The sequence below is a fragment of the Solemya pervernicosa gill symbiont genome (assembly GCF_002020875.1).
In the GTDB taxonomy this organism is placed as follows: domain Bacteria; phylum Pseudomonadota; class Gammaproteobacteria.
In genome coordinates this window covers 54306-75852 of sequence record NZ_MPRL01000008.1, presented here as the reverse complement: position 1 = coordinate 75852, position 21547 = coordinate 54306, and the positions used below count along the sequence as shown (strand labels likewise).

Sequence of the window (21547 nt, the reverse complement as noted above, 5' to 3'; positions counted from 1 at the left end):
CGGGGCGCCGTAGGCATAAACGGTCGCGTTAAGTATTTGCCGCTTGCTTGGGCTTGGATGCCCAAAACAAGCTTCCGCAAAAATAGCGACTCCCCGGGTTATCTCTCCCTTCTTCCCTTAATTCCTTGTTGTGATGTCTCCCTGCTGCTACTGCACCAGCTGGTTGAGATCGAAGATCGGCAGCAGGATAGCCAGCACGATAATCAGTACGATACCACCCATTACCAGAATCAGCAGTGGCTCGAAGATGCCGAGCAGTCCGGCGATCAGCGTCTCGACCTCGCGCTCCTGATTGGTGGCGGCGCGCTCCAGCATCTCTTCCAGCTTGCCGCTGGCCTCTCCGCTGGCGATCAGGTGTAGCGTCATTGGTGGGAAGTGGCCGCTCTGCTCCAGTGCTGTGTGCAGGTTGCTACCCTCGCGTACCTTGGTGGCCGCTTCATCAATGGCGTGGCGCATCGGCAGGCTACCAACCACCTGTGAGGAGATGTTGAGTCCGTCGAGTGCCGGTACGCCGCTGGCGGTGAGAATGCTGAAGGTGCGGGCGAAGAGTGCGGTGTTAAGACCACGGTTGAGTCGTGCGATGAGCGGTAGTTTCAGCAACAGGGTGTGGAATTGGTAGCGCGGTCCCTCGTGACGTAACAGTCGCTGCAGTGCAATTGCGGAGAGGCCGAGCGCAAGTACCAGATAGATGCCGTAGCTTTGCAGAAATTCACTCAGTGTGATCAGTGCGCGTGTGAGCCACGGCAGTGTCTGACCGATGTTATCAAAAACACGCACCACCTCGGGTACCACGTAGGTGAGCAGACCGCCGGCAATCAGTACCGACATCACAGTGAGTAGTGCTGGGTAGAAGAGAGCGAGCTGGATCTTCTGCTGCATCTGCTGACGGTTTTCGGTGTAGTCGGCGAGCCGCTCCAACACGGTGTCGAGGTGCCCCGACTGTTCGCCTGCGGCCACTGTGGCGCGATACATGTCGGGGAAGATGTGGCTGAAGCGTCCCATCCCCTCGGCGAGCGGGTGGCCGGCCATTACCTGCGCGCGTACCTCGAGCAGCATGCTCTTGATGCGCGGTTTATCGCTCTGTTTGGCGACCGACTGCAGCACCTCCTCGAGTGGCAGCCCGGCGCGAATCAGGGTGGCGAGTTGGCGGGTGATCAGTGCCAGATCGGTGGCGCCGATGCTGCGCACAAAAAGCTGTTGCTTCTGGCTGCGCTGTTCACGTTCGGTAACCGGTTCGACCTGAAGCGGTGTGAGCTGCAGGTCGCGCAGCTGCTGACGGATCTGGCGAGCGGTATCGCCTTCCAGCACCCCCTTGCGGGTCTTACCGGTGTTGTCGAGTGCCGCGTATTCGAAAGCGCTCATGGTTAGTCGCTACGAATCACGCGCAGAACCTCTTCCAGTGCAGTTTCACCGGTGAGGACACGACGGACACCGTCGCTATGGATGCCAGGTGAACGGGTGCGGGCGTGGCGCTCTAGCTCATGTTCGCCAGCACCGTCGTGGATCATGGTGCGCAGCTGCTCGTCGATCTCGATCAATTCGTAGATACCACTTCGACCGCGATAGCCGAGACCGTTGCAGTGCGGGCAGCCGACCGGGTTGTAGAGGGTGGGTGGATTTGATGGATCGACTCCCATCACTTCGCAGTCGCTAGTGCCAGCGCTATAGGGCTCTTTGCAGTGGTCGCAGAGCAGGCGGATCAGTCGCTGTGAGAGTACGCCGATCAGGCTCGATGAGAGCAGGAACGGTTCAACGCCCATATCACGCAGACGGGTTACGGCACCTGCAGCAGTGTTGGTATGCAGGGTTGAGAGCACCAGGTGACCGGTCAGGCTCGACTGTACCGCGATCTCGGCGGTCTCCAGATCACGAATCTCACCCACCATCACGACATCGGGGTCCTGTCGCAGGATGGCGCGCAGACCGCGGGCGAAGCTCATGTCGACCTTGGTGTTGACCTGGGTCTGGCCGATGCCGTCGATGTAGTACTCGATCGGATCCTCGACGGTCATGATGTTGCGCCGTGCCGCATTGAGACGACTCAGCGCCGCGTAGAGGGTGGTGGTTTTACCCGAACCGGTTGGGCCGGTGACGAGAATAATGCCGTGTGGTTTATGGATCAGGCTATCGAGTGAGTCGCGACTGGCGGCCAGCATGCCGAGCTGCTCAAGGTCGAGACGCCCCGCCTGTTTGTCGAGCAGTCGTAGCACCACGCGCTCACCGTGGCCGGAGGGGAGGGTGGAGACGCGCACATCGACTGGACGACCGGCAACGCGCAGAGAGATGCGCCCATCCTGCGGCAGTCGTTTCTCGGCAATGTCGAGCTTGGCCATCACCTTGATGCGTGAAACCAACAGTGGCGCCAGCACCCGCTGTGGTTCGATCACCTGGCGTAGCACACCGTCGATGCGAAAGCGGACCACCAGGCGGTTCTCGAACGGTTCGATATGGATATCGGAGGCACCCTCTTTGACCGCCTCGGTGAGCAGGGCGTTGATCAGGCGAATGATCGGCGCATCGTCCTCGCTCTCCATCAGATCTTCTGGTTCGGGCAGCTGCTCGGCGATGCTGAAGAGATCGAGATCCTCGCCCATATCCTCCATCATCTGTGCGGCGTGACCGGCGTTCTGCTCATAACCCGAGGCGAGTCGGGCGTCGAACGCCTCCTCGCTGGTGCGCTCCAGGATAAAGGGGGCATCGAGGAAGCGTTTCACTTCAGCGATGGTGGCCGTGGTCAGTCCAGGACGATAGAGCACTCGCAGTGGCTCCCCATCTCCGCCGGTCACCAATACGCCGTGACGTTTGGCAAAGGCAAACGGCAGTCGCCGGGTGCTCTGCTCCAGTGCGCTCATCGCATCGCTACTGATGACTGCCATCGGCCTCGGCTTCGTAGGGGGTAGGCAGGGTCATCATCTGTTCCATCTCAGGCAGCAGTGGTGCACTTTCGCCGGGCATCAGCGGTACGCCATTTTTCTGAAGATCGAGCTGCTGGGCGCGAATCAGGCTGTATTTACTGCCGCTGATTTTGGTCTCGGTAGCGGCATCGCGCATGATCTGCGGATGGAGGAAGACCATCAGATTGCGCTTCTCCTTGGTGGTGTGTTTGTAGCTGAAGAGGTGGCCGAGCAGCGGGATGTTGCCGAGGCCCGGCACCTTCTCCACGCTTTCACGCTGCTGATCATCGATCAGCCCGCCGAGCACCAGCACTCGGCCATCTTCGACCATCACGCTGGTGCGAATCGAGCGGGTGTTGGTGATGATGTCGGAGGCGCTGGTGCCGGTGGTGCTGATGCTCGAGACCTCCTGTTCGATGTCGAGCTTGATCGCGTTACCTTCGTTAATCTGCGGTTTGACCTTCAGGGTCAGACCGACATCCTCGCGCTGGATCGTTTGGAACGGGTTGTCGGGGGTGCTGCCGCTGCCGGCACTGGTGTAGGAGCCGGTAACAAACGGCACATTCTGACCGACGACAATCTCCGCCTCCTGGTTATCCATCATCACCAGGCTCGGGGTGGAGAGGATGTTGGTTGAGCCGTCGCTGCCGAGTGCGCGTAGAAGTACACCTAGATTGAGGAACTCGGTGCCGAGTAAGGTCTTGGTCCCTTCAAAATAACCGAGGCTGAGGCCGTCGCCGACACCGAGCGGATTGGCGCTGACTGCGTTGATACCGTTCTTGGTGATATTGAAGTTGGTGCCGCCGATGCCGCCAGTGCCGTTGGGGTCGGACATGGCGCGCCACTGCACACCAAGCTCAGCCGCCTTATCGGAGCGGATTTCGGCGATCACCGCCTCGACCAGAACCTGTGCCCGTCGTACATCGAGCTGACGCACCACGGCGTGCAGGGTGCGCTGCATTGCTGGGGGTGCAGTGATTACCAGCGCATTGTTGCTCTCATGCGCCTGGATGGTAACGCTGCTGGTCTCGACCTTTTTGCTCTTCTCTTTCTGTTCGCTGACGATGTTCTGGCTGACGCCGGTGATCACCGGGGCGAGCTCCTTGGCGCTGGCGTAGCGCAGGAAGATGACCTGGGTGTCGCCCTCGCTCTCCATCTCCACCGGTGTGTCGAGGTGGGCGATCAGGGCGCGCAGACGTAGTCGTTCACTCTTGTCGGCAAACAGCAGGATGGTGTTGGTGCGTTCATCGGCAACCAGTGCTCGTTCAGAGCTGCTGCTCTGTCCGCCCTTACCCTTGGCGGGTGCGGCACCCTTCTTGGTCAGGCTCTCAAGAATGCGCACGACCTCGGCGGCGGAGGCGTGCTGGAGTGGAATCGCCTCGATCTCACCCTCGCTGGCCTGGTCGATGCGACGAATGATCTTCTCCAGACGCGCCACATTAGCGGCACGGTCGGAGACGATCAGCACGTTGGTCTCGGCGTGGGCAGCGAGGTGGCCCTGTTGAGGAATCAGCGGACGCAGAATTGGAACCAGCTGCGCCGCGTTGCTGTACTCGATCGGGATGACACGGGTGATGGTCTCATCGCCGCGCAGGCGTGGACCATCGCGAACTGGAGTGGCGCCCTGCTTGGCATTGACCTCGGGGACGATCTTGATGATCTTGCCGCTCTCAACGGCGGCGTAGCCGTGTACCTGCAGGATCGAGAGGAAGACGCGGTAGAGCGCCTCGCCCTCCATGCTGCGTGAGGAGATGACGGTGACCTTACCCTTGACGCGTGGGTCGACAATAAAGTTTTTACCGGTCGCGCTCGAGACCAGTTCGATCAGAGTGGTGATCTCGGCATCCTTCATCTCCAGCGTCACCGGAGCCGCGTTCACAAAGGGGGCGACGGTGAGTGCCAGGCTCAGCAGGAGTGCGCTTTTGAGGCCGGTGAGGGCGTGGCGCAGGCGATGTTTGTTTTTTGACTTCATTGCTCTTCTCTGTCGCTGACTACTCTACCCTGTAGAGGAATGTTTTCTGGGAACCGTTTCGCAGAATATCGATCTGTAGTTCGGTGGCGCTGTTGAGGTTCTGCAGTACCTCCATGCCGCGCATCGGATTATCGAGCGCGATGCCATTCACAGCGGTGATGGTGTCGCCACGGCGCAGTCCAAGCTGGCGTAGTTTGCGCTCACGACTATCGATGCGGTTGATGCGGAAACCTTTGAAGCTGCCATTCTGATTCACTGGCGAAAGATTGATGCGTTGGCTCAGGGTGCTGAGATCACTGCTGAGGCGCTCCCGATATTCACGCACGATATTGGTCATGGCACGGCTGCTGCGTTGATCGACACGCTGGGTGCTGGTGCTACGGGAGGCACTGCTACTCCGCGGTTTTGTTGCCGCAGTATTACGGTGCTTGGGCAGGTGCAGGGTTTCGAGTCGACCGTTGCGCTCCAGTACTACATGATCGTTTTCAATCTGATGCAGAGTGGCTCCACCGGGTAGCTCATCGCCCACGGTGTAGAGGTGTTCGCCGCTGCCGGGGGCCTCGATGATGGCGCGAGCAGTTGCTTCACTGGCGGCGGCCAACAGGCCGCGCAGGATCAGGTTGAGGCGTGTCGGTGGTGCCTGTTCCATCGGTTGCGGCGTGACAACACGCTGAGTCTCTACCTTGCCAAAGAGCTGCAAGGCGGCGATCTGTTCGGCGCTATTGTGCTCAGCGGCATGTTTGGCCGATGCCTGCTGGATTGTCTGTTGGCGGGTCTGTGGTTCGGGCTCGGGTGCGGTAAAACGCCAGGTGAGCTGCGCCAGTTGGTAGGCGATCAGCACCACCAGGATCAGATTGATCAGGGTAATGATGAAGCGCTGCGCGCCATCAGGTTTAGTTAGTGAGGTGGGTAGTCTCGCCACTTGCGTTGCCATCACATTCCATCGTTCATTATTTCGCGCAGCATACCAATGTTCAGCTCATCTCTATAGAGAGTGGGGCTGCCTAACTGTGTGGCGTGTCACGAAACGGGTAGTGCAACTCAAGAGTGGCGCTTGTGTGGACGGTTGTTGCGACGCCCCTGTGACTGTCCGCCGCGGCCATTGGGCTTGCGTGGGCGACGTTCGCGCTTGGCCGGAGGTTTAGGTTCGACCAATAGGTCGCTGCTGACCGGCTCGGAGGGAATCTTGTAACCGATATAACTCTCGATGTCGGGCAGTGAGAAGCTGTAGTCCTCACAGGCGAAGCTGATCGCATCACCACTGGCACCGGCTCGAGCGGTACGGCCAATGCGATGCACGTAGTCCTCGGCATCCTGTGGCAGGTCGAAATTGAAGACGTGACTCACCTCAGGTACATGCAGACCACGGGCCGCCACGTCGGTGGCGATCAGAATCGGCAGCTCACCCTGCTGGAACTGCTCCAGCAGACGCTGACGTTTCTGCTGCGGTACATCGCCGGAGAGCACCGCCGCCTTGAGGTCGTTGCCCTCGAGGTAGGCGTCGATACGTTCTGCCATGCGTTTGGTGTTAACAAAGATGATGCTGCGGGTCGGGACCATCTGGTTGATCAGGCCAAGCAGTAGCGGGATCTTCTCGTCGTTGGCGGTGTAGTAGATCGCCTGGCGCACATTGTCAGCGGTCACACTGTCGGTCTCAATCGTGACCTTGGTTGGGTTGTTCATGTGCTCGTAGGCGAGTTCGGTAACGCGCATTGAAAGGGTTGCCGAGAAGAGCATGTTGAGACGTTTGTCGGGATCGGGCATGCGACGCAGCAGATAGCGGATGTCATCGATGAAGCCGAGGTCGAACATACGGTCTGCCTCGTCAAGAACCAGTACCTGTGCCTCGCGCAGATTGAAGACCTTCTGCTTGAAGTAGTCGATGATGCGCCCTGGTGTCCCGATCAGAATGTCGACACCCTCCTGTAACATGGTGCGCTGCTGCTCGTAACCGGTGCCACCGTAGACCAGTCCCAGCTTCAGTCCGGTATGTCGGCCGAGTGATTCGGCGTCCTTGTGAATCTGGATCGCCAGCTCTCGGGTTGGAGCAAGAATCATCGCGCGAGGCTGATTCGGTTTGCGGTGTTCGGTGGCGGGATGGGTGAGCAGGTATTGGAAACCGGCGAGCAGAAAGGCAGCGGTCTTGCCAGTGCCGGTCTGTGCCTGCCCCGCCACATCGTGCCCTTCGAGGGCGGGTGGCAGGGTCTCAGCCTGGATTGGGGTGCAGTACGAAAAGCCCGTCTCCTCAATGCCTTGGATGAGTGGCTCGGCAAGTCCGAGGCTGGAAAATTTTGTCTCTGTCAGGTTCTTTTCGCTCATGAGTCCAGAGCATAACTTAAAAGTGTGACCGTTTGGACTTGAAATGTGTCGACATCTGGGCTCAAATTGCAGCTACCCTGTAGAGAACAGTTCTGCAGAATGAGAATAATCGAAAAGATACTGAACTGATTACCCCGAATTTTGAAGGCCGCCTCGATTCCCGTCTCACCACTGTGATGCGTCGTGCGGCTTAGTGAAATCACCCGAATTAATCTGGAGGCAGAAAGAGTGAGTGACCAAATCGTCTACGTGACCGATGACAGCTTTGAAGAAGAAGTATTGAAGGCCGATATCCCTGTGCTGGTTGATTATTGGGCAGAGTGGTGCGGTCCCTGCAAGATGATTGCCCCGATCCTCGATGAGATTGCCTCTGAATATGCCGGTAAGGTCAAGGTGACCAAGCTCAATATCGACGAGAACACCAACACCCCACCTAAGTTTGGTATTCGCGGCATTCCGACCCTGATGCTGTTCAAGGGTGGAAACGTCGAAGCGACTAAGGTTGGCGCGCTCTCCAAATCTCAGCTCTCCGCCTTTATCGATAGCAACCTGTAGCAGTGGTCGGGAGGTCTGGTCAGTAGGCTGGACCTCCCGTTGCTTCCGTGTTAGCGTTAGCAACCATCAAGTCGTGCACAACGTTCCCAGTTGAAGACGCGACACAACGATTCCCGATTCGAAACTAATTTATATACCCATAACCGATCATCCGTACGGGTCTGTCCTGGCCTGAGCGAATTCCCAATTCCTTTATCTCCACACTACCGAAGCATGAAGCTATGAACCTAACCGACCTTAAGAAAAAAACCGCATCCGAAGTCCTTGAGCTGGCGCAGTCGATGAAGATCGACAATATGGCGCGCTCACGCAAACAGGATGTCATCTTCGCCATCCTCAAGGCGCACGCCAAGAGTGGTGAGGATATCTACGGAGATGGTGTGCTGGAGATTTTGCAGGATGGCTTCGGCTTCCTGCGTGGTGCCGATAGTTCCTATCTGGCCGGTCCCGACGATATCTACGTCTCACCGAGTCAGATTCGTCGTTTTGGTCTGCGTACCGGTGATACCGTCTCTGGCAAGATTCGCCCCCCTAAAGAGGGTGAGCGCTACTTCGCACTGCTCAAGGTCGACAAGATTAACTTCGAGAAGCCGGAGAACGCGAAGAACAAGGTGTTGTTCGAGAATCTCACGCCACTGCACCCCAACGAACGTCTGACGCTCGAGCTGGGTAACGGTAGTACGGAAGATATTACCCCGCGTGTTATCGATCTCGCCTCGCCAATTGGCAAGGGCCAACGTGGTCTGGTGGTCTCGCCGCCTAAGGCGGGTAAGACGATGATGCTGCATGACATCGCCCACTCGATCGCTGAGAACCATCCAGAGTGTTATCTGATCGTACTGCTGATCGATGAGCGTCCGGAGGAGGTTACCGAGATGGCTCGTTCGGTTAAGGGTGAGGTGGTCTCCTCAACCTTCGATGAGCCAGCCAGCCGACATGTGCAGGTTGCCGAGATGGTGATCGAGAAGGCGAAGCGTCTGGTGGAGCACAAGAAAGATGTGGTGATTCTGCTCGACTCAATCACCCGTCTGGCACGCGCCTACAACACCGTGATCCCCTCATCGGGCAAGGTGCTCACCGGTGGTGTCGATGCCAATGCGTTGCATCGTCCGAAGCGTTTCTTCGGCGCGGCACGTAATGTCGAGGAGGGTGGTTCGCTCACCATTATCGCTACCGCACTGGTTGAGACCGGTTCGCGTATGGATGATGTGATCTACGAGGAGTTCAAGGGCACCGGTAATATGGAGGTCCATCTCGACCGCCGTATCGCTGAGAAGCGCGTCTACCCGGCAATCAACATCAACCGTTCGGGCACCCGTCGTGAGGAGCTGCTGACCAAGGCCGATGAGTTGCAGAAAATCTGGATCCTGCGCAAGGTTGTGCACGAGATGGATGAGCTGGCGGCGATGGAGTTCCTGCTTGATCGTCTCAAGACATCCAAGTCGAACAATGAGTTCTTTGACTCGATGAAGCGATAAATCGCTTTAACTCAAATACCGGTCAGTCGCAGGATTGCCTGCAGACCGGCTTCACTCCCCAGATCTTCTCTGCATAATCACGAATCGAGCGATCGCTCGAGAAGTGGCCCATGTTGGCAACATTGAGAATCGCACTACGATCCCACGCCTCGGAGTCGCGATAGAGCGCCTCTACGCGCTGCTGGCATGCGATGTAGTCGGCGTAGTCGTCGAGTACCAGATAGTGGTCCTCTCTTCTTAGTGTCTCGAGCAGTGGTTTATAGCGCGTCGGATCGTCGGGTGAGAAGAAACCTGAATCGATCATCTCTAACACCTGCTGTAACTCCTTTGAGGCCTCGATCGGTTGCTGCGGGTTGTAACCCTGCTGGCGAAGCTGCTTCACCGAGTCGGTGGTGTGGCCAAAGATGAAAATGTTCTCCTCCCCCACTTCATCACGAATCTCGACATTGGCGCCATCAAGGGTGCCGATAGTCAGTGCGCCGTTGAGCGCGAGTTTCATGTTGCCGGTGCCTGAGGCCTCCATGCCAGCGGTGGATATCTGTTCTGAAAGCTCGGCCGCCGGGATGATGTCGAGGGCGGTCGATACGTCGTAGTTGGGTACAAAAACAACCCTGAGCAGGTCACCGACTGCCGGGTCGTGGTTGATGATGTCGGCAATATCGTTTGCTAGTTTGATGATTAGTTTTGCTGTGGCATAGCCGGGAGCCGCCTTGCCACTCATGATAATGGTGCGCGGGACGATCTCGTCACCCTGGCCGCTACGGATACGGTTGTAGAGGGTGACCACATGTAGCAGGTTGAGTAGTTGGCGTTTGTATTCGTGGATGCGTTTGATCTGTACGTCGAATAGTGAATCGGTGCGCACCTCGATTTCGAGATGCTGTTTGATCAGTTCTACCAGTCGCTTTTTATTGGCCTGTTTAACGGCGTGAAAGCGTCTGCGGAACTCAGCATCTTCCGCAAAGGGCTCAAGTTTTTTCAGCTCATCAAGGTGCGTGGTCCACTTTGTGCCGATCATTTCGGTGATCAATTGAGATAACTGTGGATTGGCCTGGTTGAGCCAGCGACGTGGAGTAATGCCGTTGGTGATGTTGATGATCTTCTCGGGGTAGAAGCTGTGGAAGTCGGCGAAGATCGTCTCCTTCATCAGTTCGGTGTGCAGTGCGGCCACGCCGTTGACGTGGTGGCTGCCGACTATCGCCAGATGGGCCATGCGGATGTGCTGCTCTCCATCCTCACTAAAGATCGACATGCGGCTCAACAGGCCAGCATCGCCGGGATGAGTGTGCATCACATCGTTGAGAAAACGGCGGTTAATCTCCTGAATGATCTGTAGATGACGCGGTAACATGCGGCCGAACAGTGCTACCGGCCAGGTCTCAAGCGCCTCAGGCAGCAGGGTGTGGTTGGTGTAGGAGAAGGTGCGGGTGGTGATCGACCACGCCTCCTTCCACTCCAGTTGATGGTGGTCGACCAGCAGGTGCATCATCTCGGGAACGGCAATCGCCGGGTGGGTGTCGTTGAGCTGGACGGCAACCTTGTCGGGCAGCTCGGTGATGTTGTCATGATGTTTCTGGAAGCGGAACAGAATGTCCTGCAGTGAGGCGCTGACAAAGAAGTACTCTTGCTGCAGGCGCAGTTCACGCCCCATCACTGTGGTGTCGTTGGGGTAGAGCACGCGGGAGAGGTTCTCCGAGATATTCTTCTCCTCTACCGCCATGATGTAGTCGCCCTGATTGAAGTAGTTGAGATCGAAATCGCGACTACCTTTTGCCGACCAGAGGCGCATGTTGTTGACGCTGTCATTTTTGTAGCCGGGGATCGGGGTGTCGTAGGCCATCGCCATCACCTCCTCGGTGTCGATCCAGTGGTGATGATTTCGACCCTCTTCGTCCTTGTACTGCACCACGCGCCCCTTGAACTTGACGTTAAATAACACCTCAGGACGGGCATACTCCCAGGGATTGCCATAGCGCAGCCAGTTCTCCGGATGTTCGACCTGCCAGCCGTTGCGGATCTGCTGTTTGAACATGCCGTATTCGTAGCGGATGCCATAGCCGTAGCCGGGCAGGCAGAGGGTGGCCATCGAGTCGAGGAAACAGGCGGCGAGACGGCCGAGACCGCCATTGCCGAGTGCGGCGTCATCCTCAATTTCACGAATGCGTTCCAGCTCATACCCCATCTCCTGTAACGCCTCACGACACGGCTCGTGAAAGTCGAGATTGAGCAGGCTGTTTGTCAGGGTGCGGCCGATCAGAAACTCGAGAGAGAGGTAGTAGATGCGCTTGGCATCCTTCTCGTAGTAGCTACGCATCGTCTCCATCCAGCGTTCGATAAGACGATCTCGTACCGTATAGGCGGTGGTGTGGAACCAGTCACGCTCGGTGGCGGTGAACTGATCCTTGCCGACGGTGTAGGTGAGTCGGTTGGCCAGCGAGCGTTTGATCGATTCGGTGTCGATGTCGAGATGATCGAAGTTGATCTCGCCGCGCTCTGATTTCTCATCCATTGCTCAGTGACCTTTCTAATCCGCTGGTTAGCCCTGGGAACAGGGTAGATAAGCCTTAAACTTAGCACGTGGTTGCGGATGTGCGTGTTACAGATATCAAATAAAGCTCTATTAGAAAAAAGGTTTATTCATAAAAACAATGTGGTTTAAAAATATATTGATACCAGAATGGTTTACATCGGTGGGTGGAATGATTATTACTAGGGCTACGTAGAGTGGTGAAGCAGAATTGGAGGTACCCTGATGTCAGAAAACTATAACCCTATGTCATACGCCTATCTTGAGAGCGGAGTGACCTATCGTCGTCCGCCGCAGCGTCTGCCAGATCGCGTTAAGCTGACCAGCCCCGCAACCGATGTTATGACCGACCTGACTAAGGTGGCCGGTATGACAATGGGACCCTGTGCTGGGCTCGATGCGGCTCATCAACGCATGGTCGCCAGTGGCGTGCGGCTACTGATGGTTGCCGATCAGCAGAATAATATTCTCGGCATCATTACCAGTACCGACCTCTCTGGTGACCGTCCATTGAAATATCTACAGGAGGTGGGTGGCAAGCGTGAGGACATCTTTATTCGTGACATCATGACGCCGCAGGAGAAGCTGGAGGTGTTGAGCATTGCTGATGTTGAGCGCGCTCATGTCGGCGATGTGGTGGCAACCATGAAAACGGTGGGTCGTCAGCATGCCTTGGTGGTTGATACAGATGCGGATGGCAATCAGGTGATTCGCGGCATCTTCTCTGCCAAGCAGATCGGTATGCAGCTGGGCGAATCAATCGATACGATCGAGATCGCCAAGACTTTTGCCGAGGTGGTGGGGCGTTAGAAGAGATGCATGGGCGCCTTGCCGCTCGGCAAGACGCGGCATTGAAAAGGGGAGCTTAGGCTCCCTTTTCACGTTCTATGGCGCGATAACCGATATCGCGTCGCATGAACATACCATTCCAGGAGATCTTGTCGGCCAGTGCGTAGGCGTTGGCCTGTGCTTCGCTGACGCTATTGCCCAATGCCGTGGCGCAGAGCACGCGTCCACCGGCGGTGACGACACTACCATCCTTGTTTGCTGTGCCAGCATGGAAGATCTTGGCATTCTCTGAATCAGCACCATCAAGGCCGTTGATCTCATCTCCCTTGCCGTAACTGCCGGGATAGCCGCCTGCGGCGAGTACCACACCCATTGAGGCGCGCTCATCCCACTCGGTTGAGGCGCTGTCGAGCTTGCGGTCAAGGGTGGTATTGCAGAGTGCGACTAGATCCGACTTCAGACGCATCATAATCGGTTGAGTCTCTGGGTCACCGAAGCGGCAGTTGTACTCGATTACCTTCGGAGTGCCGTCAGCGGAAATCATCAGTCCCGCATAGAGGAAACCAGTGTAGGGATTGCCTTCGTCGGCCATGCCCTCGACGGTAGGCTCAATCACCTCGGCCATGATGCGGTTGTGGATCTCAGCGGTAACCACCGGAGCGGGGGAGTAGGCGCCCATGCCGCCGGTGTTGGGACCGCTATCGCCCTCGCCCACACGCTTGTGGTCCTGGCTGGTCGCCATCGGCAAAATGTTTTTACCATCGACCATGACGATGAAGCTCGCCTCCTCACCCTCCAGATACTCCTCGATGACGACGCGGTGGCCCGCTTCGCCGAAGGCGTTGCCAGCAAGCATATCCTTTACCGCTGCCACGGCCTTCTCGAGGGTCATGGCGACGATGACGCCCTTGCCAGCGGCGAGGCCGTCGGCCTTGATCACAATCGGTGCACCCACCTGATCGAGGTAGGCGAGGGCGGGTTCAACCTCAGTGAAGTTTTGATAGTCGGCAGTTGGGATCTGGTGGCGGGCGAGGAAGTCCTTGGTGAAGACCTTGGAGCCTTCGAGCTGTGCTGCGCCCTTGCTGGGCCCGAAGCAGCGAAGTCCCTCAGCTTCAAAGGCGTCAACCACGCCGATGACCAGCGGTGCTTCAGGACCGACGATGGTAAGGTCGATCACCTGCTCTTTGGCAAAAGCGATCAGTGCCTCGATATCCTCGACGCCGATATCGACATTCTCCAGCTTCGCTTCTCGCGTGGTGCCGGCGTTGCCTGGGGCGACAAATACCTTCTCAACCTCAGATGACTGCGCTGCCTTCCAGGCTAGTGCATGCTCGCGACCGCCGCTACCGATAACCAGAACCTTCATCTCGACTCCCACCTTCAGCTTCAGAAATAGATTAGGGGCCGTATCTTACTGCTTACGTTCGGCGCTGTCTTGGTGTGACACGGCTGTCGCTTGGCAGTCGGACAAACTCATGACAAGTAGCGTGAAATGTCATGTCATGACATGACATCGCTGCATGGCGCAACATGTCAATACCCTATTAAATCAATAAGATACAGATTGGCGCGCTGATTGCTATATAGGGATTAGTCACTGGGTGATCTGGAGTGAGGTGTAAGGGCCTTGCTCGCAGGATCCCGGTCTAGAGAGTGACTAGTGAAATTTAGCATTGTGGTGAGTTATAGGGGCCTCCTCCGGGGCCCCTTTTTTTTGCCTTTTTTTTTCTTGAGTAATCAGCGGCTGAGATACACAAATCAATAGTGCCTCTGCTGGTGTAGATGAATCTTGAAGGGGGCTACATGGTGGTGGTTATTTGAGCGCAGTGTTGGAATAGGGCTCAATAGCATGACTGGTGTCTGCGCTGTCGATGAGAGGTGGAGTGAATATATTGTAGTGCTCTGCCTTTGTGGGATGCTGATGTGACGGTGATGCCTGGGCGCGCTTCTAACTAATGGAGTGGCTTGAGCTGAACAGAGCTGGATTGCTCCAGCACGGGATCGGTATTTAGTGGTTGATCGCCACGTGCAATGCGTTTGCGGTCGAGGGTATTCCGAACAGCTTCACCATATTTTGAATGGAGTAGATGCGCTCAAGGGCGGAGAGAATCGGTTATGTCCGATTGTCGGCTCCAAGCTTGTCGAAGTTGATTTGAATGCACATCTTTGTATGTATACGGCTAAGGCTAATTCGATGATGTTGGCGAGTTAATGGTCCCGATAAATTTTTATCATTCGGTTGGGTAGCCAAAATGAGAGGCGTAGGGGGCTAGTTGTTCAATCACGGGTTCAAGCTCATTGATGTAGCGTCGCCAACGATATTTGGCGCGCTGATAGATCGGTTCGCTGACCTGCAGGTAACTGGGGGTTTTGATAAAGCCGCGATCTCTGGCGTGACTGGCGTAGTCGAGTAGAGTTGGGTCCCACTCCAGACCGAGGAAGTCGATCACTTCGCGGCTACTTGTTTCCAGGTTATCCACGAGTGATTCATAGGGTAGCTTGTGAACATTGAGCGGAAGAGTTGTTTCATACTGCTGCCACAGTGACATGACGGTGGAGTAGAGTTTGGCGCAATCTTCAATGGTCTGGAAGTTGGCCATCGCATCATTGAGATGATAGTCCTGCATGAAGTTGCTAAGGCATACGTCGTAAGGGTGACGAAGAGAGAGGATGATCTTGGCGTCTGGAAAGAGCCGATGAATTGCGCCGATACGGATCGTGTTGAGTGGTAATTTGTCGACCAGTTGCTCTCCAGGCTTGAGTTTGACCCTCTCTGAGGCGAGGTTGAAATAGTCACGACGCAGCGTCTCCAGCAACTCATCGCTGATTGAAGCCAATCCCCCTGGATATCCTCCTCCCTGCTCATTGACCAACCCCATCAGTGATGCGATGACCGGTTGCTCCTCCATTACTCTGAGATTAGGATGGCTGTTGAGGATCTGGTCCAGAAGAGTGGTGCCTGAGCGTGGAAAGCCGACGATGAAAACCGGACAGGGCAGTTGGTCGGTAATCGATGTCTGATGCCACTGTCCGAACCACTCCGGTGAGAACTGCTGGTGTAGCTGTTTAAGCTGATTCAGATAGCGCTCTTTTTGTACGCTACCATCGTTAATTTCTGCGCTACGAATGTTATTGCCAGCAGAGAAGTGGTGGAATGCCTTTGCGCTCTCCTGAGCTCGGTCGTAAAGCATGCCAAGCTCAAAGTGTATTGAGCCGGCTTCTTCACCCAGATTGTTTCTGATATCAATTTGATTGAGTAGCGATAAAGCCTGTTCGATATTGCCCTCTCGTCGCAGCAGGGTGGCCATCAGGCGTTGTGCGCCAAGATGTGAGGCGTTGAGTTCTATGGCGCGTATGAGTGCCTTTTTGGCCTCGGGAAGTCGATGTAGAGCGTTGTAGATCTGTCCCAGTTTGAAATGGATGTCGATTAGTCTGGGGTTGAGTTTAACTGCATGGTTGAAGGCGGTAAGTGCAGCTTCAAACTGGTCGAGCCACATCTGTGCGATGCCAAGGCCAACGAAGGCGTCCGGGATGTTTGGGTGCTGTTCGGAGATATCACTAAATAGTGTGATAGCGCGCTGATATTGCTTTTGATCGATCAGTACGTTACCCAGGTTGATTCGGGCAGTGAGCAGAGTGGGCGCAATATCGAGTGCTTTCTGATACGCCTCCGCAGCGGCTCTCAGGTCACCTTTGGAGCGTAGTGCGGTGCCAAGATTGTCGTGGAGCTGCGGGATTTCTGGACGTAGGCTGATGGCAGTCTGATAGCAGGTTATCGCCTGTTCAGGTTCACCTCGAGCAAGAAGTGAATTACCAAGATTGGCATGCGCGGCGAAAAAGTCTGGGTCGACGTTGATGGCAGTTCTGAACGCGTTTTCAGCCGCCTCTCCTTTTCCTGCAGATGCATAAGCGTTGCCAAGGTCTTTAAGGTGTTGGGCGTTCTCCTGTGGAGCTGAGGTGGCGCTTTCAAGTAGTTCTATCGCGCGCTCCAGATCGCCACGCTGAAGTGCTATGGTGCCGAGACCATGCTGAGCATCGGTAGCATTGGGATACTCATGCAGAATCTTTAACCAGAGCGATTCCGCATCATCGAGCAGCCCTGCACTCAGTAGTGCAGTGGCGCGCTCGTGTGCGCTGGCCGTCGATTCCATTAGCTCTGTTCGGATTAGTGTCGGAAGTGGCGCATGCCGGTGAAGACCATCGCCATGCCGTGCTCATCGGCGGCGGCGATGACCTCTTCGTCGCGCATTGAGCCGCCGGGCTGGATTACGGCTGCTATGCCTGCCTCGGCGGCGCTATCGATGCCGTCACGGAAGGGGAAGAAGGCATCGGAGGCCATGACTGAACCGGGAACGCTTAGTCCCGCATGCTCCGCCTTGATGCCGGCGATACGTGCCGAGTTGATGCGGCTCATCTGGCCGGCGCCCACTCCAATGGTCATATTCTCATTGCCGTAGACGATGGCGTTGGATTTGACGAACTTGGCGACGCGCCAGCTGAACATTAGGTCGGCCATCTCCTGCTCGGTGGGCTGACGTTTAGAGACGACTTTGATCTCATTGGTCAGCAGAAGGTCGTTTGACTGTACCAGCAGGCCGCCGTTGACACGTTTGAAGTCGAGGGTTTCGAGTGAGTCGTCCCAGCTACCACACTCCAACACACGCACATTTTTCTTTTCGGCCAGTACTTCCAGAGCCTCGGTTGAAACAGAGGGGGCGATGATTACCTCGACAAACTGACGGTCGATGATGGTCTTGGCGGTATGGTCATCAAGCTCGCCGTTGAAGGCGATGATTCCGCCAAAGGCAGACTCGGGGTCGGTGCTATAGGCGCGGTCGTAGGCGGTGAGCAGGTCATCGCCGATGGCGACGCCACAAGGGTTGGCGTGCTTGACGATGACGCATGCGGGGCCCTCATTGAACTGTTTTACGCACTCAAGTGCCGCATCGGTATCACCGATATTGTTGTAAGAGAGCTCCTTACCCTGTAGCTGGCGAGCAGTGGCGATTGAGCCCTCCGGTGCATTCGGCTCGACGAAGAACGCGGCCTTCTGGTGCGGGTTCTCGCCGTAACGCATCGTCTGTACCTGTTTCACCTGCAGGTTGAAGGTGCGTGGGAAATCGGTTTTTTCTTCGCCTGAAACCAGCTTTCCGAGGTGGTTGGCGATCATGCCGTCGTAGCGCGCGGTGTGCTCGTAGGTCTTCACGGCCAGGTCGAAGCGGGTGTTGTAGCTGGTCTCTCCGCTGTTGTTCTTCATCTCGTTTAGGACACGATCATAATCGTCAGCATCGACGATGATGGTGACATCCTTATGGTTCTTCGCCGCTGCACGAATCATGGTTGGGCCGCCGATGTCGATGTTCTCAATCGCATCCTCAAGCGTACAGTCGGGTTTGGCGACGGTCTGTTCGAAGGGGTAGAGGTTGACCACCACCATGTCGATACCGCCAATGTTGTGCTCACCCATCACTGCATCATCGGTGCCGCGACGGCCGAGGATGCCACCGTGGATCTTCGGGTGCAGGGTCTTGACGCGTCCATCCATCATCTCGGGGAAACCGGTGTAGTCAGAGACCTCGATAACGGCGATGCCGCTGTCTGCCAGCAGTTTGGCGGTGCCACCGGTGGAGAGGATCTCCACGCCGAGGCCGCTCAGCTCTTTGGCGAAGTCGACGATTCCGCTCTTGTCGGAGACGCTAATCAGGGCGCGTTGAATCTTGCTCATGATGGATCCTTCTAAATTTATGTAAAGATGTTGCCGCAAGCGCGGGGCTCATTCGGCCCGGAGAGGCTCGCTACGGTAGGCGCTATGCTCCAGCCGTGAAATGGTTTATCTGTCCAGGTTGTGCTCTTTGAGCTTCTTTCTCAGGGTGCTGCGATTGATGCCGAGGATCTCGGCGGCGCGGGTCTGATTGCCCTGCGCATAGATCATCACGGTCTCGAGCAGTGGATGTTCTACCTCGCCCATTACCATGCGATAGAGGTCCTCAGGCTGATGGCCGTTGAGGTCCATAAAATAGAGTTCGAGTGCCGATCGAACGCTCTCACGCAGAGGTTTGGCGCTCTTTTTCTGTTTTACACTGCTCATGCGGCAATTCCCTGCTCGTCACTGAGTTGTTGAAAAAATTCCCGAGTGATCCGTAGCTGCTCATCGATCGTCTCAGTGTGATTCATCTCGTTGCGGAACTGTGCGCCGTTGCGCTGCCCCTTGCTGTACCAGGCGATATGTTTGCGCGCCATACGTACACCGGTGTACTCACCATAGAAGTGGTAGAGGTTTTCGAGATGACCCAGCAGAATGTCGCGAATCTCGTCGACAGCCGGATCGGGTAGTTTTTCGCCGGTCGTCAGATAGTGCTCAATCTCGCGGAAGATCCAGGGGCGCCCCTGAGCGGCACGACCGATCATCACCGCATCGGCACCGGTCTGTTCCAGCACAAACTTGGCCTTCTCAGGGGTGGTGATGTCGCCGTTTGCTGTGACCGGTATAGCGATCTCTGATTTGATGGCGGCGATTGTCTCGTACTCGGCATCACCACGATAGGCATCGGCGCGGGTGCGGCCGTGGACCGCCAGTGCCTGGATGCCTGCGCTCTCGGCGATCCTGGCGATTGATACGCCGTTACGGCTATCGCGATCCCAGCCGGTGCGAATCTTGAGCGTGACGGGAAGATTAGGAACGGCGTTGACCACGCTCTCCAGAATCTTGCCGACCAGTAGCTCATCTCTGAGCAGGGCGGAGCCCGCCTGGACGTTGCAGACCTTTTTTGCTGGGCAACCCATATTGATATCGATAATCTGTGCGCCGTTGTCGGCGTTATAGCGTGCCGCATCGGCCATCATCTTTGGGTCGGCGCCCATGATCTGTACCGAGCGCGGCTCTGATTCGCCATCGTGGTTGGCGCGGCGCTGGGTCTTCTTGCTGCCCCAGAGCAGCGAGTTGGAGGAGACCATTTCGGAGACGGCCATACCCGCGCCCAGCTCACGGCAGAGCTGACGGAAAGGCTGGTCAGTGATGCCAGCCATTGGTGCCAGAATAAGTCTATTGCGTAGTTTGTAGGGTCCGATCTGCATCGCCATCTTCGTGTCTTGACGCCCGTTCGGGCGGTGGAGCGAACGCAGTATCATAACCCCAAAGTGGGGTGGCTGAAAGAGAGTGTGGCGGGTTAGAGCAACTCGATCTGGAATGAGGCGGCATCGCTGCCGGGATCGATCACTTCGAGTCGGACCGTGGTGGGGGTGTTGGCGGCCATCCCCTCATCGAGGTCAGTCTCATCTGCAATATACTCCCAAGGCTGAAAATCGCGTGCTGCGGTGGTCTGGCCGTTGATGTTGGCAAGTGAGAGGCGCAGTGTCGGGTAGGGTTGGGTGAACTCGGCGGTGCTGACCAGTTTGGCTGAAATCAGTAGTGCCTTGGCATTGTCAGGGTGGCTGCGTACATCGCGCTCGACGACCTCAATGCGCTGCAGATCGCGACGCTCCGGAATCTCACAATCGAGTGTGTCGCAGAGCATCTCGATCGGTTCGGCCAGAAAGGCGATTTGAGAGAGCTCGACGCGTAGCACGTAGAGCCCCTGTAGAAGCAGGGCGCTAATCAGCAAGAGTGAGGCGAAGCTCCAGGCTAGTGTGGAGAGCAGGCCGCCACTGTGTTTTACCTTGGTGGCTGACTTTTGCGCGGCTGCCGCCTCTTGTTGTTCCTTCTCCAGCTCAGTTTCGGCCAGCACCTTGGCAAAATCTTCGGCTGCAGGTTGGGGTGCAGCCTCAGCAGGGGTGTCAGGGATCTCTAAGATTTCGGGTTCATCTATGGCCGCTGTTGGCGTGGAGAGGTCGACGATATCCTCTTCGATCGCGACAGGTGTCGGCTCGGGTAACTGCTCCATCAGATGTTCGTCCGCCTTGAAGACCTGATTGCAGCTACCACAGCGTACCTTTCCAGAGGCGACCGCGAGGTCGGCATCACTTACTTCAAAGATGGTTTGGCATTCGGGGCACTGTGTATACATGGGCGTCGCGTCTGTATTCCGTTTTAGCGGTTATTGTTATCGGTCAACTCTAGCCGATATTTAAGCCGATGGACAATCAATCGAGTCGTACACCACTGAGGCGAACCCAGTCGTCTCGAACCACAGGCTCTGCCATTGCGAAGAAGGGCAGGTAGGCATCACGTACCATCTTGGCCTGCTCCTCAAGGATGCCAGAGAGACCAATCTGACCACCGGCTGGCAGCAGTGCCGAGAGCTGGGGTGCCAGCTCGACCAGAGGCCCGGCCAGAATGTTGGCCACCACGACCTCGGTTTCAAATTCGGGGGCATTCTCGGGTAGTGCGACGTTGATCTTTTCTGCAACACCATTTTGTTCGGCGTTGTCGCGAGTCGCGGTAAGTGCCTGCGGGTCGATGTCGATTCCCAGTGCTGCCCTGGCGCCCAGCTTGGCCGCAGCGATGGCAAGGATGCCGGAGCCACAGCCGTAGTCGATAACCTGTTTATCGTGGAGATCGAGCCCGTCGAGCCACTCCAGGCAGAGTGCTGTGGTTGGATGGGTGCCGCTGCCGAAGGCGAGTCCGGGATCGAGCATGATGTTTATCGCTTCGGGCTCGGGTGGTTCGTGCCAACTCGGCACCACCCAGATGCGCTCACCAAACTGAATTGGTTTGAAGTCGGTCATCCACTCGCGGGTCCAGTCACGCTCCTCAAGTGGCTCCTGTTTCCACGGCGGTAGCTTGATCGGTCTGATGCGATGGCTCAGCTCTTTCATCAGGGCATCCAGGTCGATCGACCCGGGAAAGAGTGCCACGACCTGTGTGTCGCCCCAGAGCGGTTCGGTGCCGAGCTCCGGTTCGAAGATCGGTTGATCGCCACTATCCTTCAAGGAGACCGATGCGGCATCGAGTTCACTGAGTGTCTCGGAGAGTCGCTCTGCATCTTTAGCACTGCTCTCGAAGGTGATTTGAATCCAGTCCATATTCTCTATCGCTCAAAATGAAAAGGCCGCCACAGTGTGGCGGCCTTTAAGC

The 21547-nt window shown here is 56.6% G+C and carries 16 protein-coding genes; 3 read left to right on the top strand and 13 right to left on the bottom strand.

Translation table 11 applies throughout. From position 1 onward, the window contains the following. Positions 1–147 precede the first annotated feature (147 nt). The 5 genes from gspF to rhlB all read right to left on the bottom strand — a co-directional run bounded on the left by gspF (position 148) and on the right by rhlB (position 7185). A complete protein-coding gene (gene gspF, locus BOW52_RS03495) occupies positions 148–1362 on the bottom strand; it encodes a type II secretion system inner membrane protein GspF (RefSeq protein ID WP_078482700.1) in 1215 nt (404 codons plus the stop codon). Between the two features lie 2 nt (positions 1363–1364). After that, entirely contained in the window at positions 1365–2876 is a 1512-nt protein-coding gene (gene gspE, locus BOW52_RS03490; protein WP_078482699.1) for a type II secretion system ATPase GspE, read from the bottom strand. Beyond that, positions 2860–4866: a type II secretion system secretin GspD gene (gene gspD / locus BOW52_RS03485; protein ID WP_078482698.1), complete on the bottom strand. Its 2007-nt coding sequence runs from the start codon at positions 4864–4866 to the stop codon at positions 2860–2862. Before gspD ends, gspE begins: the two co-directional genes overlap by 17 nt. A gap of 19 nt (positions 4867–4885) precedes the next feature. Continuing rightward, positions 4886–5800: a type II secretion system protein GspC gene (gene gspC, locus BOW52_RS03480; RefSeq protein WP_078482697.1), complete on the bottom strand. Its 915-nt coding sequence runs from the start codon at positions 5798–5800 to the stop codon at positions 4886–4888. A 107-nt stretch (positions 5801–5907) separates the two neighbouring features. Then, positions 5908–7185 carry an ATP-dependent RNA helicase RhlB gene (gene rhlB, locus BOW52_RS03475; RefSeq protein ID WP_078482696.1) on the bottom strand — a complete coding sequence of 426 codons (1278 nt, stop codon included), beginning with the start codon at positions 7183–7185 and terminating at the stop codon, positions 5908–5910. Positions 7186–7413: 228 nt separating this feature from the next. On the opposite strand from rhlB, the gene trxA reads away from it, so the two are divergent. Together trxA and rho are read left to right on the top strand one after the other, a co-directional pair. Further along, a complete protein-coding gene (gene trxA, locus BOW52_RS03470) occupies positions 7414–7740 on the top strand; it encodes a thioredoxin TrxA (RefSeq protein WP_078482695.1) in 327 nt (108 codons plus the stop codon). 221 nt (positions 7741–7961) lie between these two features. Beyond that, on the top strand, positions 7962–9218 hold the full coding sequence (gene rho, locus BOW52_RS03465) for a transcription termination factor Rho (protein WP_078482694.1): 1257 nt from the start codon (positions 7962–7964) through the stop codon (positions 9216–9218). A gap of 22 nt (positions 9219–9240) precedes the next feature. Here the strand turns inward: rho and BOW52_RS03460 are convergent, their stop codons facing one another. Next, positions 9241–11727, bottom strand: coding sequence for a glycogen/starch/alpha-glucan phosphorylase (locus BOW52_RS03460; RefSeq protein ID WP_078482693.1), 2487 nt, complete (start codon positions 11725–11727; stop codon positions 9241–9243). 243 nt (positions 11728–11970) lie between these two features. Here BOW52_RS03460 and BOW52_RS03455 point away from each other — a divergent pair, with 243 nt between their 5' ends. Then, on the top strand, positions 11971–12555 hold the full coding sequence (locus tag BOW52_RS03455; RefSeq protein ID WP_078482692.1) for a CBS domain-containing protein: 585 nt from the start codon (positions 11971–11973) through the stop codon (positions 12553–12555). A 55-nt stretch (positions 12556–12610) separates the two neighbouring features. Here the strand turns inward: BOW52_RS03455 and purD are convergent, their stop codons facing one another. The 7 genes from purD to prmA form a co-directional block, all read right to left on the bottom strand. Beyond that, the gene (gene purD / locus BOW52_RS03450) at positions 12611–13900 is read right to left on the bottom strand and encodes a phosphoribosylamine--glycine ligase (protein WP_078482691.1); all 1290 of its coding nucleotides are present in this window, start codon (positions 13898–13900) and stop codon (positions 12611–12613) included. 865 nt (positions 13901–14765) lie between these two features. Further along, on the bottom strand, positions 14766–16685 hold the full coding sequence (locus BOW52_RS03445; protein ID WP_078482690.1) for a tetratricopeptide repeat-containing sulfotransferase family protein: 1920 nt from the start codon (positions 16683–16685) through the stop codon (positions 14766–14768). A 14-nt stretch (positions 16686–16699) separates the two neighbouring features. Continuing rightward, positions 16700–18259, bottom strand: coding sequence for a bifunctional phosphoribosylaminoimidazolecarboxamide formyltransferase/IMP cyclohydrolase (gene purH, locus BOW52_RS03440; protein ID WP_078482689.1), 1560 nt, complete (start codon positions 18257–18259; stop codon positions 16700–16702). 105 nt (positions 18260–18364) lie between these two features. Next, positions 18365–18622, bottom strand: a complete 258-nt coding sequence (gene fis, locus BOW52_RS03435) for a DNA-binding transcriptional regulator Fis (RefSeq protein WP_078482688.1) — start codon at positions 18620–18622, stop codon at positions 18365–18367. Then, on the bottom strand, positions 18619–19608 hold the full coding sequence (dusB, locus tag BOW52_RS03430) for a tRNA dihydrouridine synthase DusB (RefSeq protein ID WP_078482705.1): 990 nt from the start codon (positions 19606–19608) through the stop codon (positions 18619–18621). The genes fis and dusB overlap by 4 nt, the downstream gene beginning before the upstream one ends. Before the next feature lie 92 nt (positions 19609–19700). Then, positions 19701–20537, bottom strand: coding sequence for a DUF3426 domain-containing protein (locus BOW52_RS03425; protein WP_078482704.1), 837 nt, complete (start codon positions 20535–20537; stop codon positions 19701–19703). Between the two features lie 76 nt (positions 20538–20613). Next, complete coding sequence (prmA, locus tag BOW52_RS03420; RefSeq protein WP_078482687.1) at positions 20614–21495, bottom strand: 50S ribosomal protein L11 methyltransferase; 882 nt, start codon at positions 21493–21495, stop codon at positions 20614–20616. Positions 21496–21547 lie beyond the last annotated feature (52 nt).

Excerpts from the sequence above, each read along its gene's own strand:
- purH (WP_078482689.1), bottom strand. The coding sequence starts at position 18,259 with ATGAGCAAGATTCAACGCGCCCTGATTAGCGTCTCCGACAAGAGCGGA.
- gspE (WP_078482699.1), bottom strand. The coding sequence starts at position 2,876 with ATGGCAGTCATCAGTAGCGATGCGATGAGCGCACTGGAGCAGAGCACC.
- gspD (WP_078482698.1), bottom strand. The coding sequence starts at position 4,866 with ATGAAGTCAAAAAACAAACATCGCCTGCGCCACGCCCTCACCGGCCTC.
- rho (WP_078482694.1), top strand. The coding sequence starts at position 7,962 with ATGAACCTAACCGACCTTAAGAAAAAAACCGCATCCGAAGTCCTTGAG.
- dusB (WP_078482705.1), bottom strand. The coding sequence starts at position 19,608 with ATGCAGATCGGACCCTACAAACTACGCAATAGACTTATTCTGGCACCA.
- BOW52_RS03460 (WP_078482693.1), bottom strand. The coding sequence starts at position 11,727 with ATGGATGAGAAATCAGAGCGCGGCGAGATCAACTTCGATCATCTCGAC.
- fis (WP_078482688.1), bottom strand. The coding sequence starts at position 18,622 with ATGAGCAGTGTAAAACAGAAAAAGAGCGCCAAACCTCTGCGTGAGAGC.
- prmA (WP_078482687.1), bottom strand. The coding sequence starts at position 21,495 with ATGGACTGGATTCAAATCACCTTCGAGAGCAGTGCTAAAGATGCAGAG.
- gspF (WP_078482700.1), bottom strand. The coding sequence starts at position 1,362 with ATGAGCGCTTTCGAATACGCGGCACTCGACAACACCGGTAAGACCCGC.
- purD (WP_078482691.1), bottom strand. The coding sequence starts at position 13,900 with ATGAAGGTTCTGGTTATCGGTAGCGGCGGTCGCGAGCATGCACTAGCC.
- BOW52_RS03425 (WP_078482704.1), bottom strand. The coding sequence starts at position 20,537 with ATGTATACACAGTGCCCCGAATGCCAAACCATCTTTGAAGTAAGTGAT.
- BOW52_RS03455 (WP_078482692.1), top strand. The coding sequence starts at position 11,971 with ATGTCAGAAAACTATAACCCTATGTCATACGCCTATCTTGAGAGCGGA.
- rhlB (WP_078482696.1), bottom strand. The coding sequence starts at position 7,185 with ATGAGCGAAAAGAACCTGACAGAGACAAAATTTTCCAGCCTCGGACTT.
- gspC (WP_078482697.1), bottom strand. The coding sequence starts at position 5,800 with ATGGCAACGCAAGTGGCGAGACTACCCACCTCACTAACTAAACCTGAT.
- BOW52_RS03445 (WP_078482690.1), bottom strand. The coding sequence starts at position 16,685 with ATGGAATCGACGGCCAGCGCACACGAGCGCGCCACTGCACTACTGAGT.